Source organism: Candidatus Nanopelagicus hibericus (assembly GCF_002288005.1).
Lineage (GTDB): Bacteria > Actinomycetota > Actinomycetes > Nanopelagicales > Nanopelagicaceae > Nanopelagicus > Nanopelagicus hibericus.
Genome location: NZ_CP016771.1, coordinates 161,631 through 177,051, shown reverse-complemented (window position 1 = coordinate 177,051; position 15,421 = coordinate 161,631). Strand labels below are relative to the sequence as shown.

Annotated in this window: 15 protein-coding genes; 2 read left to right on the top strand and 13 right to left on the bottom strand. The window is 42.7% G+C overall.

Annotation, left to right across the window (positions count from 1 at the left end):
• Positions 1-29 precede the first annotated feature (29 nt).
• Positions 30-1,112: an ABC transporter ATP-binding protein gene (locus tag B1s21160_RS00940; RefSeq protein ID WP_041887928.1), complete on the top strand. Its 1,083-nt coding sequence runs from the start codon at positions 30-32 to the stop codon at positions 1,110-1,112.
• Between the two features lie 52 nt (positions 1,113-1,164).
• Here the strand turns inward: B1s21160_RS00940 and B1s21160_RS00935 are convergent, their stop codons facing one another.
• The 8 genes from B1s21160_RS00935 to pcrA all read right to left on the bottom strand — a co-directional run bounded on the left by B1s21160_RS00935 (position 1,165) and on the right by pcrA (position 9,919).
• Positions 1,165-2,379, bottom strand: a complete 1,215-nt coding sequence (locus tag B1s21160_RS00935; RefSeq protein ID WP_041887930.1) for an NADP-dependent isocitrate dehydrogenase — start codon at positions 2,377-2,379, stop codon at positions 1,165-1,167.
• Between the two features lie 16 nt (positions 2,380-2,395).
• The gene (locus B1s21160_RS00930; RefSeq protein WP_095672037.1) at positions 2,396-3,352 is read right to left on the bottom strand and encodes a malate dehydrogenase; all 957 of its coding nucleotides are present in this window, start codon (positions 3,350-3,352) and stop codon (positions 2,396-2,398) included.
• Positions 3,353-3,418: 66 nt separating this feature from the next.
• Positions 3,419-3,664, bottom strand: a complete 246-nt coding sequence (locus B1s21160_RS00925) for a hypothetical protein (protein WP_041887934.1) — start codon at positions 3,662-3,664, stop codon at positions 3,419-3,421.
• Entirely contained in the window at positions 3,661-4,494 is an 834-nt protein-coding gene (locus B1s21160_RS00920) for a bifunctional 5,10-methylenetetrahydrofolate dehydrogenase/5,10-methenyltetrahydrofolate cyclohydrolase (protein ID WP_095672036.1), read from the bottom strand. The genes B1s21160_RS00925 and B1s21160_RS00920 overlap by 4 nt, the downstream gene beginning before the upstream one ends.
• Positions 4,491-5,582, bottom strand: a complete 1,092-nt coding sequence (locus B1s21160_RS00915; protein WP_095672035.1) for a cell division protein PerM — start codon at positions 5,580-5,582, stop codon at positions 4,491-4,493. Before B1s21160_RS00915 ends, B1s21160_RS00920 begins: the two co-directional genes overlap by 4 nt.
• Positions 5,583-5,600: 18 nt before the next feature.
• Complete coding sequence (gene sucD / locus B1s21160_RS00910) at positions 5,601-6,482, bottom strand: succinate--CoA ligase subunit alpha (protein WP_095672034.1); 882 nt, start codon at positions 6,480-6,482, stop codon at positions 5,601-5,603.
• A complete protein-coding gene (sucC, locus tag B1s21160_RS00905; RefSeq protein ID WP_095672033.1) occupies positions 6,482-7,642 on the bottom strand; it encodes an ADP-forming succinate--CoA ligase subunit beta in 1,161 nt (386 codons plus the stop codon). The genes sucD and sucC overlap by 1 nt, the downstream gene beginning before the upstream one ends.
• A 63-nt stretch (positions 7,643-7,705) precedes the next feature.
• Positions 7,706-9,919 (bottom strand): DNA helicase PcrA, encoded by a 2,214-nt coding sequence (gene pcrA, locus B1s21160_RS00900; protein ID WP_095672032.1) that lies wholly within the window; start codon positions 9,917-9,919, stop codon positions 7,706-7,708.
• A gap of 58 nt (positions 9,920-9,977) precedes the next feature.
• Between pcrA and B1s21160_RS00895 the strand changes: the two genes are divergently transcribed.
• A complete protein-coding gene (locus B1s21160_RS00895; RefSeq protein WP_095672875.1) occupies positions 9,978-10,703 on the top strand; it encodes a PIG-L deacetylase family protein in 726 nt (241 codons plus the stop codon).
• Here the strand turns inward: B1s21160_RS00895 and B1s21160_RS00890 are convergent.
• The 5 genes from B1s21160_RS00890 to groES form a co-directional block, all read right to left on the bottom strand.
• Positions 10,700-11,356, bottom strand: a complete 657-nt coding sequence (locus tag B1s21160_RS00890; RefSeq protein ID WP_095672031.1) for a peptidylprolyl isomerase — start codon at positions 11,354-11,356, stop codon at positions 10,700-10,702. The two genes, B1s21160_RS00895 and B1s21160_RS00890, sit on opposite strands and share 4 nt — an antisense overlap.
• A 93-nt stretch (positions 11,357-11,449) precedes the next feature.
• The gene (locus B1s21160_RS00885; protein ID WP_095672030.1) at positions 11,450-12,559 is read right to left on the bottom strand and encodes a GuaB3 family IMP dehydrogenase-related protein; all 1,110 of its coding nucleotides are present in this window, start codon (positions 12,557-12,559) and stop codon (positions 11,450-11,452) included.
• Positions 12,560-12,597: 38 nt separating this feature from the next.
• On the bottom strand, positions 12,598-13,350 hold the full coding sequence (locus B1s21160_RS00880) for an ROK family protein (protein WP_095672029.1): 753 nt from the start codon (positions 13,348-13,350) through the stop codon (positions 12,598-12,600).
• A gap of 63 nt (positions 13,351-13,413) precedes the next feature.
• Entirely contained in the window at positions 13,414-15,048 is a 1,635-nt protein-coding gene (groL, locus tag B1s21160_RS00875; RefSeq protein WP_095672028.1) for a chaperonin GroEL, read from the bottom strand.
• Between the two features lie 2 nt (positions 15,049-15,050).
• Complete coding sequence (groES, locus tag B1s21160_RS00870; RefSeq protein ID WP_095672027.1) at positions 15,051-15,347, bottom strand: co-chaperone GroES; 297 nt, start codon at positions 15,345-15,347, stop codon at positions 15,051-15,053.
• Between the last annotated feature and the right edge of the window lie 74 nt (positions 15,348-15,421).

Genomic DNA, 15,421 nt, shown 5'->3' with positions numbered 1-15,421 from the left:
TACCTGCCCGGAAGAAGGAGTTATTAATCATGGCATCAGTTGTATTCTCACAAGCATCACGAATCTATCCCGGCACAACTAAACCTGCGGTAGACAAACTAGATCTGACTGTAAATGATGGTGAGTTTCTAGTATTAGTTGGACCATCTGGTTGCGGTAAGTCAACCTCACTACGCATGTTGGCTGGTCTAGAGGAAATAGATACTGGATCAATTCGAATCGGTGATAAAGATGTAACAAATGTGGCACCAAAGGATCGTGATATTGCAATGGTCTTTCAGTCCTACGCCCTCTACCCACATATGTCAGTTGCTGAAAATATGGGATTTGCATTAAAGATTGCTGGCGTAGCCAAGGAAGAGCGTGAGCGTCGAGTAAAAGATGCAGCAAAGTTATTAGATTTAGAGGATTACTTAGATCGCAAACCAAAAGCATTATCAGGTGGTCAACGCCAGCGAGTTGCAATGGGCAGAGCGATTGTGCGAGAGCCACAGGTTTTCTTGATGGATGAACCATTATCAAACCTGGATGCAAAGCTTCGAGTAGCAACTAGAACACAAATTGCTGCCCTACAACGCAGACTTGGTATCACCACTGTTTATGTCACCCACGATCAAGTGGAAGCGATGACAATGGGTGATCGAGTTGCAGTATTAAAGGATGGCTTACTACAACAGGTTGATACTCCAAGAAATCTTTATGAAAAACCACAAAATGCTTTTGTGGCTGGATTTATTGGCTCACCTGCAATGAATCTATTGACTGCGCCAGTATCTGGTGGCAAAGCGATGCTAGGAAATCTTGGCGTTGCTGTCCCATCATCTGCAAGCTCATCTGTCACAGTTGGTATTAGGCCAGAGGGCTTCACCCCTGCTGCTACCGGTTTTGAGGTTGCAGTTGAGGTGGTTGAAGAGTTAGGCGCCGATGCATTTGTTTATGGCAAGCCAGTTGATAAATCACTTAAGTTTGCTAATACCAGTGAGGAGCTTGGTCAGGTAATTATTCGCTGGGATCCAAAGAGTCCGCCAAAGCCAGGTCAAACAGTTACTGTAGGTGTAAATCCTGATGTGGTTCACTTATTTGATGCTGGGACAGGCAAACGCTTAAATTAATTACAAATTAAAAAACCCCACTTAATTTAGGTGGGGTTTTTTATTTAAGGCTCTACGCCATAGCCTTCTTTAAATTATCATCAATTGCAACTAAAAATTCTTGGGTGTTAAGCCACGGGGCATCCTTGCTAATTAATAGCGCAAGATCTTTAGTCATTTTGCCACTTTCAACTGTTTGAATACATACTTTCTCTAAAGTTTTTGCAAATTGCTCAACCTTTGGCGTGTTATCTAATTTTGCGCGATGAGATAAACCTTGTGTCCATGCAAAGATGGAGGCGATTGGATTGGTCGAGGTTGGTTTACCAGCTTGGTGATCACGGTAATGGCGAGTAACCGTGCCATGTGCTGCCTCTGCCTCCACCGTCTTACCGTCGGGTGATAGCAACACTGAGGTCATCAATCCAAGTGAGCCATAACCTTGAGCAACGGTGTCAGATTGAACATCACCATCATAATTCTTACAAGCCCAGATATATCCGCCCTCCCAACGAAGTGAGGTGGCGACCATGTCATCAATTAAACGATGGTCATACTCTAAGTTATTTTTAGCAAACTCTGCCTTAAACTCTTTTTCAAAAACCTCAGCAAAAATATCTTTAAAGCGACCATCGTAAGCCTTAAGAATTGTATTTTTTGTGGAGAGAAAGACTGGATACTTTCTTATAAGGCCGTAATTAAATGAGGCTCTGGCAAAATCTCGAATTGAATCATCAAGGTTATACATCGCCATTGCCACCCCTGATGATGGAAAATCAAAGACATTAAACTCCATCGGCTTTGAGCCATCCTCCGGGGTGAAGGTAACGGTTAACTTTCCAGCACCTGGCACTCTAAAATCTGTGGCTCGGTATTGATCACCAAATGCATGACGACCAATCACAATTGGCTTGGTCCAGTGCGGAATCAAACGTGGAACATTTTTTATAATAATTGGCTCACGGAAAATAACTCCACCTAAGATATTGCGAACAGTTCCGTTTGGTGACTTCCACATCTTCTTTAAATTAAACTCTTTTACTCGAGCCTCATCTGGAGTGATAGTTGCGCACTTAACTCCCACACCATGCTTTTGAATTGCATGAGCAGAATCAATAGTTACTTGATCATCAGTTTTGTCGCGGTATTCAATACCCAGGTCGTAATACTCGAGGTTTACATCCAAATAAGGCAGGATCAATGAGTCTTTAATGAACTGCCAGATGATTCGAGTCATCTCATCACCATCTAATTCAACAACAGTTCCGACAACTTTGATTTTATTCATACTCACTCATTTCACCTTATAGATTTTTAACATCTGCTTGTTTTGTACGTACCGCCTCCGCTGCTGCTTTTAATGATGTCAGCTCCTCTGCAGTTAAATTGCTCTCAACTACTTTTGACACCCCTTGCTTACCGATTTGAGCCTCAACTCCTAGATACACGCCAGAGATCCCATACTCACCATCAACCCAAGCACAAACTGGCATTACCTCATTTGAATTTGTGATTACCGCCTTTGCCATTCGAGCAGCGGCGGCAGATGGTGCGTAGTAAGCGGAGCCAGTTTTTAATAATGCCACAATCTCTGCTCCACCATTTCTAGTTCGATCCACTAGATCTTTAATCTCATCTGCTGATAAAACTTCAGAAAGTGGTTTCCCATTAACTGTGCACCGGCTTGGCACCGGCACCATAGTTTCACCGTGTGATCCCAGGGTTAAAGTTTTAACAGCTGAGATTGCAACTCCACATTTTTCTGCAACAAAATTAGTAAATCTTGCAGTATCTAACATTCCAGCTTGTCCCATAACCTTGTTGTATGAAAACTTGGTGGCAATTTGAGCCAGCGCAGTCATTTCATCTAACGGATTAGAAACTACGATTATCACTGCATTTGGTGAGTGTTTAGCAATATTTTCTGCCACTCCACGGACAATCCCCGCATTGACTCCAATCAAATCCATTCGACTCATACCGGGTTTGCGCGGCAAGCCTGCAGTAATAACTACCACATCTGAATTTGCACTCTTTTCATAACCACCGCCATCTGCAGTGGTGGTTGCGCCAATTACTTTTGTTTCAAAATTTTCAATTGATCTTGATTGATTTATATCTAAAGCTAAGCCCTCTGGTTTTCCTTCTACAATGTCGGTCAGAACTACTGTTTCAAAAACATCGTATTCAGCTAATCTCAATGCGGTAGTTGATCCATAAAACCCGGCTCCAACAACTGTTACTTTTCCAGATCTACTCATTTGATCCCTTCACCACCGACCTCCAATATTACTGATTTATCTCCAATCAACTAAATCCGCATCTTCCTACCTGGCATTGGGCAGTGAAAGCGCCAATCCAAACAATGAGATGCAGATCAGTAGCGGCAAAATTAGTTCAATGTTTCGCTTCACTTTTTGCTGTGAATACCTAGTTATGATAAAAGCAGAAGCAGAAAGTGATAGAAGTACTGATCCTGTACGCACCGCACCAGTTATTCCAATGATTACTCCGATTACTACGAAAATTAGGGAGAAATTTCTGATCTGATCTAGCGAAAAACTTTTCTTCATTGTTTTGCTAACTCAACAACATTGCTCAACAAGATTGCCCTAGTCATCGGTCCAACCCCACCTGGCATTGGCGCTAGGAAGGAGCAGATCTGTGAAACTGCTGGATCAATATCACCCAAGAGTCCTTGTGATGTTCGAGTAATACCCACATCTACTAAGGTCGCACCTTTTTTGACCATTGCTGGCTTTATGAAATGTGCGGATCCAAGGGCAGCAATCACCACATCTGCCTCTTTTAACAACTCCAATAGATTTGTGGTGGCAGAGTGAGCAAGAGTTACTGTGGCATTTATTGGTTTTTGTGAAAGAAGTATTGAAAGCGGGCGACCAACAGTTGTGCCACGTCCGATAATCAAAACTTTCATACCCGATAACTTAATTTTGTATTCAGTCAGTAGATCTAAAATTGCTTTTGGTGTGCAAGGAACAACGGTATTTTTGCCTAAAACTAACATTCCAAGATTTATTGGATGCAGACCATCAGCGTCTTTTTTTGGATCTATTGCTAGTAATACCTCCTCGGTATTAACCCCATCTGGTAGTGGTAGTTGCACAATAAATCCAGAACACTCCGGATTTTGATTTAGATCACTAACCGCTTTTAAAACATCGGCAGTTTTAGCAGTTGCTGGAAGATTTATTTTTATTGAATTAATTCCAACTTCAGCGCAATCTTTGTGCTTACCTTCTACATAAGCTTTTGAGCCTGGGTCTTCACCAACCAGAATGGTGCCAAGCCCAGGTTTTTTACTTAATTTGCGCACCTGTTCAGTGATATCAGCTTTTAATCGGGCAGCCAACATCTTGCCATCCATAATCACTGCGCTCATATATCCAGCCTACCTTGCTTAGCTTTTTTGTTAAACAATTTAGGAAGAAGTTGAATCAGAAGTAGGACTAGTAAAAGATGCGCAGCAACTACCGCGCTGATATGTAGAGGATTAACCCCAACCGGTGACATATTGGCAGAGATCAATGAACCTGATGTAACAAATGCTAATGCTGCAGCTCCTAGAATAGATGTGACAAAAAATCTAATATAAATTTGTCGCTTACTTTTTACATCTAATTCCAATTGTTTGATTTGATTTAAGTTAATCCACGCGTAGATCGTCAACATGATGGTGGCCATAGCAAGCCATGGGCTTTGACCTGTTGGCAGCGCTGCTAGTAAAGGTATTGCCGGTATCTCGCGTAAATCAAATATAAAGGGGGTAATTTGGGTGGCACTTCCCAAAGAAAACCCAGCGCCCAAGATATAACTTAATGTTGCAAAAAATATGTTTGGCAAATACAAGATCTGTAATAACAGTAGTAGGACTCCACCAAATATCCCTGGTTGAATCACAATCGTAAGATTCTTGGCAGTTCCAAAGTTCATTGCTAGGCAGATGGAATAAATCAAGCCGGCAATGCCCAGCATCAGCAAAAACATCTGCCATGGCAACTTAGTCAGCTGCTCAGCTTTTACACTTGTGGTTGCTAACAACAAAAGGATGACTAATGTGATTACTCCACGGCTCCAATTAATGGATACCTGTGAGTTTGAAGCGATCAATCCCAATAAACTGTAAATAAAAATATAGGACAAAATAAAGTATGCCCGGCTGACTTTTTTATTTCCGATCACCTCAACTACCCTGCGATAGCCCACACGAATTGATAACCAGGGCAGAATCACTGCTCCGACTGGTAAATAAGAAAGGTATCCGGTTATTTCATTACTTGTTATGTGAAATGGGGTCAGATGTGAGCCCAACCATAACCAAACAGCTGCACGCATTGGATCAGCTGTTGACCCGTAGGTACTGCCAGCTGTTGCCCAGGCAAATAATGTAATAAAAGCTAGTGGAAATAAGATTATTAGTATTGACCTGATTACTTGTTGCAGTGTTACCCAAACAACACGCGCAACCATTATTTTCCTATCTGCGATTTATCCATTCAATATCTTGCGCATCAAGTTAGCGGTTTCACTTGGTGTTTTACCAACCGCAACACCGACAGCCTCTAATGCTTCTTTTTTAGCCGCGGCAGTTCCAGATGATCCAGAGACTATTGCGCCAGCATGTCCCATCGTTTTACCTTCTGGGGCGGTAAAACCGGCGACATAACCAACTACTGGCTTTGTTACATACTCCTTTATAAATTGCGCGGCTCTCTCCTCAGCATCGCCACCAATTTCACCAATCATCACAATTGCTTTTGTCTCTGGATCATCTTGGAAAGCACGTAAGCAATCAATATGAGTGGTACCAATTATTGGATCACCACCAATTCCAACTGCGGTAGTAAATCCAAAATCTCTTAACTCAAACATCATTTGATAGGTCAAAGTTCCAGATTTTGAAACTAATCCAATCTTGCCTGGACCTGTGATATCAGCTGGGATAATTCCAAGATTTGCTTTACCTGGGGTAATAATTCCTGGACAGTTTGGACCAAGAATTTGCGTCTTACCTTTGCTTACTGCGTAAGCATAAAAAGCAGCCACATCATGAACTGGAATTCCTTCAGTAATTACAACTACTAAGGCAATTGCGGCATCAACTGCATCAATTACTGCAGCCTTTGCAAATTTTGGTGGCACAAATACAACTGATGCGTTTGCGCCAGTTGCAGATATTGCCTCAGCAACTGTATTAAAAATTGGTAGCTCTACCCCATCCATATCAACCCGTTGCCCACCTTTACCTGGTGTAACACCTGCCACAATTTTTGTGCCAGCTTTAAGCATCCGTTTTGTGTGTTTAGTTCCCTCAGAGCCAGTCATTCCCTGCACAATAACTTTGGTATTTTCGTTTACAAAGATAGCCATTATTTGCCTGCCAACTCTGCCGCATTTGCTGCTGCGCCATCCATAGTTTCTAACTGTTGTATCAATGGATGATTTGCATCATTTAAAATCTTCCGGCCTGCTTCAACATTATTACCATCAAGCCTTACAACTATGGGTTTTGTCGCCTTACTCCCCAGCATCTCTAGCGCCTGCACAATTCCAGTTGCCACCGCATCACATGAGGTGATGCCACCAAAGACATTTACAAAAACACTTTTAACATCGCTATCACCCAAGATAATAGACAAGCCATTAGCCATTACCTCAGCAGATGCGCCACCACCAATATCTAAGAAGTTTGCTGGCTTAACGCCATATTTCTCACCGGCATAAGCCACAACATCTAGTGTGCTCATCACTAAGCCTGCGCCATTGCCAATTATTCCAACCTGGCCCTCTAGTTTTACATAATTTAAATCTTTTTCTTTTGCCAGCTTTTCTAAAGGATTTGTGGCTGCATGATCAACTAGCTCTTCATGGTTTGGATGTCTAAAGCCAGCATTCTCATCCAATGTCACCTTGCCATCTAACGCAATAATTTTCCCATCCGCAGTTTTTACTAATGGATTTATCTCCATCAAAGTTGCATCCTCTTTCACAAATGCCTGCCATAACTTGATTAAAACATCTGCCACCTGATCAGCAATATCACTTGGAAATTGACCACTTTTAACAATCTCTAATGCTTTCACCTTATCGATTCCAATATTTGGATTTATTCCAACCTTGGCTAATTTTTCGGGCGTCTTATGAGCAACCTCTTCAATCTCCATACCACCAGCAACGGAAGCCATCACTAAAAAGTTTCGATTAGCACGATCTAATAAAATTGCTAAGTAGTACTCAGACGCAATTGGGGCTGCTTGGGCAATCATTACTTTGTTTACAGTGTGGCCTTTAATATCCATTCCTAAAATAGCTTTGGCTTTTTCTTTTGCATCATTGGCGTTTTCAGCAAGTTTGACTCCACCTGCTTTACCTCGACCGCCTACTTTTACCTGCGCCTTAACCACAACCTTGCCACCCATTTTTGTTGCCGCTTCATAAGCTTGCTCTGGGGTGGTTGCCACCGCGCCAGCTAACACTGGTATTTGATGTGATTCGAAAAGATCGCGTGCTTGATACTCGAAAAGATCCACTAATTATCCCCGATCAAATTACTGCCCGCCCTAGTGGTAATACTATTGTTTTATTCAATAAATTTATAATTTCTCAACTGGTGCATAACGAAGCAGTAGTCGCTTCTCACCAAATGAGCCAAAATTAATAGTTGCCTCAGCGCGATCTGCCTCACCAGTAACGGCAACCACTGTTCCTAATCCAAAGGTGTCGTGGGAAACTCGCTCACCAACCTCAAGCTTCATCGTATTGCTGATCTTGCCGGTTGCTTTAGATGGAATGAATGATCTTTTTATTGAAGTTTTCATCGGTGAAAATCTCTCTGCGCTTTGGTTCCATTCAATTACCGAGTCTGGAATTTCACTTAAAAATCTTGAAGCCGGGTTGTAATTTGGCGCTCCCCAAGAGGATCGATACTCAGCCCTGGTGATAAATAAATTCTGCCTAGCTCTGGTCAGGCCAACGTAGGCAAGCCGGCGCTCCTCTTGCAATTCATCTGGATCACCAAGAGTTCTAGAGTGGGGGAAAATTCCCTCTTCCATTCCAGTTAAGAAAACAGTTGGAAACTCTAAGCCTTTAGCGGTGTGCAGTGTCATCATAGTTACAACACCACCATGATCCTCTCCCTCTGGAATTTGATCAGCATCTGCAACAAGTGAGACATCCTCTAAGAAGCCAACTAAAGAAATCTCTTCACCTTCATCTACCTCACCCTCTTCATACTCAGTGGCCACTGCAACTAACTCCTCTAAGTTTTCAATCCTTACCTCATCTTGTGGGTCATTACTCTGCGATAACTCAGCTAACAAACCAGATTGTTCAAGGGTTGCTTGCGCAATTACTGAAGGCCGAGTTTTTGCCTCTACTAAAGTTTGTAGGGATTGAATGAATTTAACAAATTCAACTAGTGAGGCAGCAGATCTTGGTGCGATATCTGAGTTTTTCTCGACCTCAGTTAGCGCTTGCCAAAAGCTGATGTTATTTGCTTGAGCGTATAGATCTAATTGATCTAACGCCCGATCACCAATACCTCGTTTAGGAGTGTTAATGATTCTGCGCATTGATACTTCATCATTTGGATTAACTATCACTCGCAGGTATGCCAGGAAATCCTTAATCTCTTTTCGCTCATAAAACCTCACCCCGCCAACTACTTTGTAGGGAATAGCTACTCGCATAAATACCTCTTCAAATACCCGAGATTGCGCATTGGTTCGATAAAAAATAGCGGTATCTCCAGGATTAGATTTACCAGAGTCTTGTAGTTTACGGATTTGCTGAACAACAAAATCCGCCTCATCATGTTCACTTTCTGCCACATATCCAGTAATCAACTCACCAGCGCCAGCCTCAGACCATAAATTCTTCTCTTTTCGTCCCTCATTGTTGGCAATCACGGAGTTAGCTGCATTTAAGATGTTTTGGGTAGATCGATAATTTTGCTCTAATAAAATAGTTTTAGCATTTGGGTAATCAGCTTCAAACTGCAAAATATTGCGAATATTAGCTCCACGAAAAGCGTAGATCGATTGATCAGCATCTCCCACAACACAAAGCTCTGCTGGCGGGAAACCCTCTTGCTCACTGCCAACTAACTCTTTGATTAATACATACTGGGCATGATTTGTGTCCTGATACTCATCTACCAAGATATGTTTAAAGCGTGATCGATACTTCGCCCGGCACTCAGGAAATCGCTGCATCACCTCAACTGTTTTAGCAATCAGATCATCAAAATCCATAGAGTTAGCAGCTGATAATCGCTTTTGATAAATGGCAAAAACTTGGGCAACAATCTCCTGGAAGTGATCTTTGCTCTGATTTAGATAATCAGCCGGGCCCAGTAACTCATTTTTTGCTTGGGAGATTAGTGCTGCTACCGCTCTTGGTGCATACCGTTTGGCGTCAAGATTTAGATCTCGCATTACTAAGGTGACTAGTCTTAATGAATCACTTTGATCATAGATTGTAAATGAGTTTGAATATCCAAGTAATGCAGCCTCCCTGCGCAAAATTCGAACGCAGGCTGAGTGAAAGGTTGATACCCACATCATCTTTGCTCGATCACCAACTAATTGCGCAACCCGCTCCTTCATCTCACCAGCTGCTTTATTAGTGAAGGTAATGGCTAATACCTCATATGGTGCAACATTGCGCTCTGCTAATAAATAAGCCACTCGTCTGGTTAATACTCGCGTTTTACCAGAGCCCGCACCAGCAACAACTAATAATGGTGATCCAGAGTGCTTAACCGCTGCTAATTGTTGAGGATTTAGACCATCGGTAAGCGCAGACATATTGGTAAGTCTATCCCTCGGTGAGACATAGGTAATTGCTGAGGTAATGTTGGCAATGATGGAGCCATTAAATGATAGTGAGATCGAGCGAGTATTAGTGGTAGTTGCTCACCCAGATGATTGTGACTTTGGTGCAGCTGGAACTACTGCGCTTTGGAGTGCCAAAGGAATTAAAGTCTCCTACTGCATTGCCACCAACGGAGATCAAGGTGGTGAAGATCCGACTGTGCCACGGGAGGAAATGCCAAAGATTCGCCAACATGAGCAACGTGAAGCAGGAAAAGCGGTTGGTGTAAGTGATATTACTTTTTTAAATTACCGTGATGGTTGGTTAGAACCAACAATTGCATTGCGCAAAGATATTGTGCGCCAAATACGTATTACCAAACCTGACCGCATGGTTATTCAATCTCCAGAGCGCAATTGGGAGCGAATTGGTGCCTCTCACCCAGATCATTTAGCGGCAGGTGAGGCAGCAATTCAAGCGGTTTACCCCGATGCTAGAAATCCTTTTGCCTTTGAGGATTTATTAAAGGATGAAGGTTTACAACCTTGGCGAGTAAAAGAGGTTTGGGTTATGTCTAGTACAAATCCAGATCACTTTGTTGATATCACTTCAACATTTGATCTGAAAATGAAAGCACTTCACAGCCATGTGAGCCAAACTGCCCATAATGAAAACTTAGAAAAAATGGTACGGGAGTGGGGCGAGAAAAACGCTCAAGCTAACAATTTACCGGCAGGATCGGTCGCAGAGGTATTTAAGATTGTAAATACTAATTAACGAACTCTTACCTTTTCAATTGCAATGGTTTGTTTAGGCATCCCATCACTTGTTCCATTAATAACACCCTCTTTGGCAATTGCTTTAACAATATCAAGTCCTTTAATGACCTTGCCCCAGATCGTGTAATTTGGATCCATCGAAGTATCTTCGTAAACAATAAAAAACTGGCTACCGTTGGTATTTGGTCCAGAGTTAGCCATCGCCACAATTCCAGCAGGGTAATTTTCTAAGGTTGGCAGCGGTAAATTCTCATCCCGATAGCTAAAGTTTGGACCACCCATCCCAGTTCCGGTTGGATCCCCGCACTGCAATACATAAATTCCATCGGTTACCAAACGGTGGCAAATGGTTTTGTTGAAAAAACCACTATTTGCCAATGCTGACAAAGCGATTACGGTAATTGGTGCATTTTTACCATCTGCTGCAATCACAATCTCACCACAATTGGTAGTCAAGGTTAAGGTCTTATTCTTAAATGGACCTTTAACCTCAGGTGGAGTTATATTCTTTGCCGGCTGTCCCTTGGCATTAGTTTTCTTACACTTCACCTCAGCTGATTTGTGTGGCGCTGCATTTGCTGAAACTGGAGGTAATGCAAATAAAATAACAAGTGTTACAAAGAAAGTAATTGGCTTTGTTATTTTTTGCATTTGATAATTGTAATCGAGTATTTTACTTAAAGGAAAAAATGTATGAATTTATCTGATTTAAGGTCAAACTTTAAGTGATTTCACAGGTAGCAATTAAGATTGAACAATTACCTCTACCCGTTGGAACTCCTTCAGATCTGAGTAACCACAAGTTGCCATCGATCTGCGCAGTGCGCCAAATAGATTCATCGATCCATCGGATGTGTGAGATGGTCCAGTTAACACCTGCGCCAAGCTGCCGACGCTTCCAACTTGCACCCGATTGCCACGTGGAAGTTGGCCATGGTGTGCCTCTAATCCCCAGTGCCAACCTCTACCAGGTGCTTCAGCCGCCTTTGCAAGTGGTGAACCCATCATTACCGCATCTGCGCCACATGCAATTGCTTTTGCAATCTCACCACTAGACCCAACTGAACCATCAGCAATTACATGCACATATCTGCCGCCAGATTCCTCTAAATAATCTCGACGTGCTGATGCCACCTCAGCAACTGCTGAGGCCATTGGTACTGATATTCCTAAAACTTTCTTAGTGGTGTGTGCCGAACCGCCACCAAAACCAACTAGTACACCAGCAGCTCCTGACCTCATCAAATGCTGCGCACCTTGCGCAGTAGCGCAACCGCCAACAATTACTGGCACATCTAATTCATAAATAAATTTCTTTAGGTTTAAGGGAGCAGTTTTGTCTGAGACATGTTCAGCTGAAACTGTGGTGCCACGAATTACAAATATATCTACCCCAGCGTCAAGCACAGCTTTATGAAATTGCGCAGTCCGCTGTGGTGAAAGTGCGCCTGCAACCACTACTCCTGCTGCCCGGATTTGTGCTATCCGCTCTTTTATTAAAGTTGGTTGAATTGGCGCAGCGTATATCTCCTGCATTTTTTTAATTGCACTCTCTTCAGAGAGTTTAGCCATTTCAGATAATTGTTTATCGGCATCTTCATACCTTGTCCAAATTCCTTCTAAATTTAAAACTCCTACGCCACCTGCTTTACCAATCTCAATTGCAGTTGCTGGTGAAACAACCGAGTCCATTGGTGCTGCCATAAATGGTAAATCAAATTTATATGCATCAATCTGCCAAGTGATAGAAACTTCCTCTGGATCTCGAGTTCGTCTAGATGGAACTATTGCAATATCATCAAATGAGTACGCTGCCCGCGCACGTTTGCCAGGACCTAATTCAATATCGGACATATCCCTAACCTTATCTGTTGGTACTTATCTGATGAAATTCAGGTCAACAAATCCCAGGCTTTAACCCCACCTGCAACCCCAGCTGAGTTTGGAATGATCTTCACCTTATAATCAAAACTTTTTAAAGCAGATTTACTTATCTTTGATGAGTTGCCACCTCCGATATATAACTTATCCCAAATAATCATTGGATATAACTCCTCGATTAAGGTTTTTACTCGCCTTGACCAAAGCTGATTTCCCATCCGCCGGCGAGATATCTCACCAATCCAAGCATCGATTGATTTACCGTACCGAATCGTGGCGTGTGAAATTTCAAGATGTGGGGCTAATTTGCCATCATTAAATATTGCACTTCCCAAACCGGTGCCAAAGGTAAGTACCGTCTCTAATCCAACTTTGGTAATAACTGCTGCAGCATGCACCTCAGCATCATTTAAAACCAAGGTTGGCAGCCTTAATTTTTTCGCAAGTCCTGCCTGCATATCAAAGCCATACCAAGCCTTTTTTAGTTGTTGATCAACCGCACTCCTGGGACCGCTCCTATTTATATAGTGCGGAATAACAATAATTTTTCCATCTCTGATCATCCCTGGCAGACCAACTGTAACTCGCTTAATTCTGCTATCAGCTGCGATGAAATTTTCAATAATTTTTATTAATTTAGCAGGTGATAGTGGATATGGAGTTTTTAGATAGGGAAAATCTATTAATACTTTGCCGCTCTTATCAAGTACTGAGGCCTTGATCCCAGTGCCACCGCAATCAACGGTTAGCGTTGTAAGTTTCACCGATTGATGTTAATCGATTAAAACTACTTTGAGAACAAGGCCTCGTAAGTTAATTTACTTTATTTAGTGAGAGTGCCCGCCTGGTCCGTGTGAGTGGCCATGACCGGCGGCCTCTTCCTTCTTCTCTTCCGGAGTTTCAAAGACAAGTGCTTCAGTAGTAATAAACATTGCTGCAATTGATGCCGCATTTGCCAGTGCTGATCTAGTTACTTTAACTGGATCAATTACACCCTCTTTAACAAGATCGGTGTAAGTCTCGGAGAAAGCATTAAAACCTTCATTAGGTTTCATGGTGCGAACCTTTGAAACTACAACATAGCCTTCTTGGCCAGCATTTTCTGCAATCCAACGAAGTGGCTCATCACATGCCTTACGGACTAGACGAACACCAACTGCTCGATCACCTTCAAAACCTAAATCATTATCAAGTGCGGCTGCAGCATGTACTAATGCAGCACCTCCACCAACAACAATTCCCTCTTCAACCGCAGCTCTAGTTGCAGAGATTGCATCCTCAAGACGATGCTTCTTCTCCTTCAACTCAACCTCAGTGTGTGCACCAACTTTGATTACACAAACTCCACCAGCAAGTTTTGCTACTCGCTCCTGTAGTTTTTCGCGATCCCAATCAGAGTCGGTGTTTTCAATCTCCCGACGAATCTCAGTTACTCGCGCTGCGACAGCCTTCTTATCACCGGCGCCATCAACAATTGTGGTGTTATCTTTTGAAATAACAACTCTGCGAGCCTTACCCAACATTGCGATATCTATCTGCTCAAGTTTTAAGCCAACCTCAGCTGAAATAACCTGTCCGCCAGTTAAAACTGCAATGTCATCTAGCATCGCTTTACGCCTATCTCCAAAGCCTGGTGCCTTAACTGCGGCTGAGGCAAAGGTGCCACGCATGCGATTTACTACCAAGGTTGAAAGTGCTTCACCCTCAACATCTTCAGCAATAATTAATAGCGGCTTACTTGCTTGTGCGACCTTTTCTAATACCGGCAAGATCTCACTTAATGCTGAGATTTTCTGACCAGAGATAAGAATGTAGGCATCTTCTAAAACTGTCTCCATCCGATCTGAATCGGTGACAAAGTAAGGTGAGATATAACCCTTATCAAATTGCATACCTTCAGTGAACTCAAGCTCAAGCCCAGTGGTAGATGACTCTTCAACGGTAATAACGCCATCTTTGCCAACCTTGTCCATCGCCTCTGCGATTAAATCACCAATTGCTTTATCTTGAGCTGAAATGGTTGCTACATCTGCAATCTGTGACTTTCCACTAACTGCAGTTGAGTTTTTACGTAGCGCTTCAGTAATTGCATTTACCGCTTGCTCAATACCGTATTTAAGCTCCATTGGCTGGGCACCTGCTGCAAGATTTCGCAGCCCCTCTTTCACCATTGCTTGGGCAAGAACTGTGGCAGTAGTTGTGCCATCTCCTGCGACATCATTAGTTTTTTCTGCAACCTGCTTAACAAGTTGTGCACCCATGTTTTCAGCTGGGTCAGATAGTTCAATCTCTTTGGCAATAGTTACACCATCATTGGTGATGGTTGGTGCGCCATAACTCTTAGCAATAACTACGTTACGACCCTTTGGTCCAAGGGTTACCTTTACTGTGTCAGCAAGGATATTTACTCCGCGCTCCATCGCACGTCTTGCTGCTTCATCAAATTGAAGTGATTTACCCACGATTACTTCTTCGCAATAATTGCTAGTACATCACGGGAGGAAAGTACTAAGTACTCCTCATTGTTGTACTTCACTTCAGTGCCGCCATACTTTGAATAAAGCACAGTGTCACCCTCTTTAATATCTAATGGGATTCGATTTCCATTTTCAAAACGGCCTGGACCAACTGCCATCACAGTTCCCTCTTGTGGCTTTTCTTTGGCAGTATCTGGAATTACTAAACCAGATGCAGTCTTTTGCTCCGCCTCATTTGCCTTAACAACAATGCGATCTTCTAGTGGCTTAATTGAAATTGCCATCCTGGTTTCTCCTTCTTAGATTCGGTATTACCCTCTGAAGTACCCCGTAGATTAATTAGCACACGGGGGCTTAG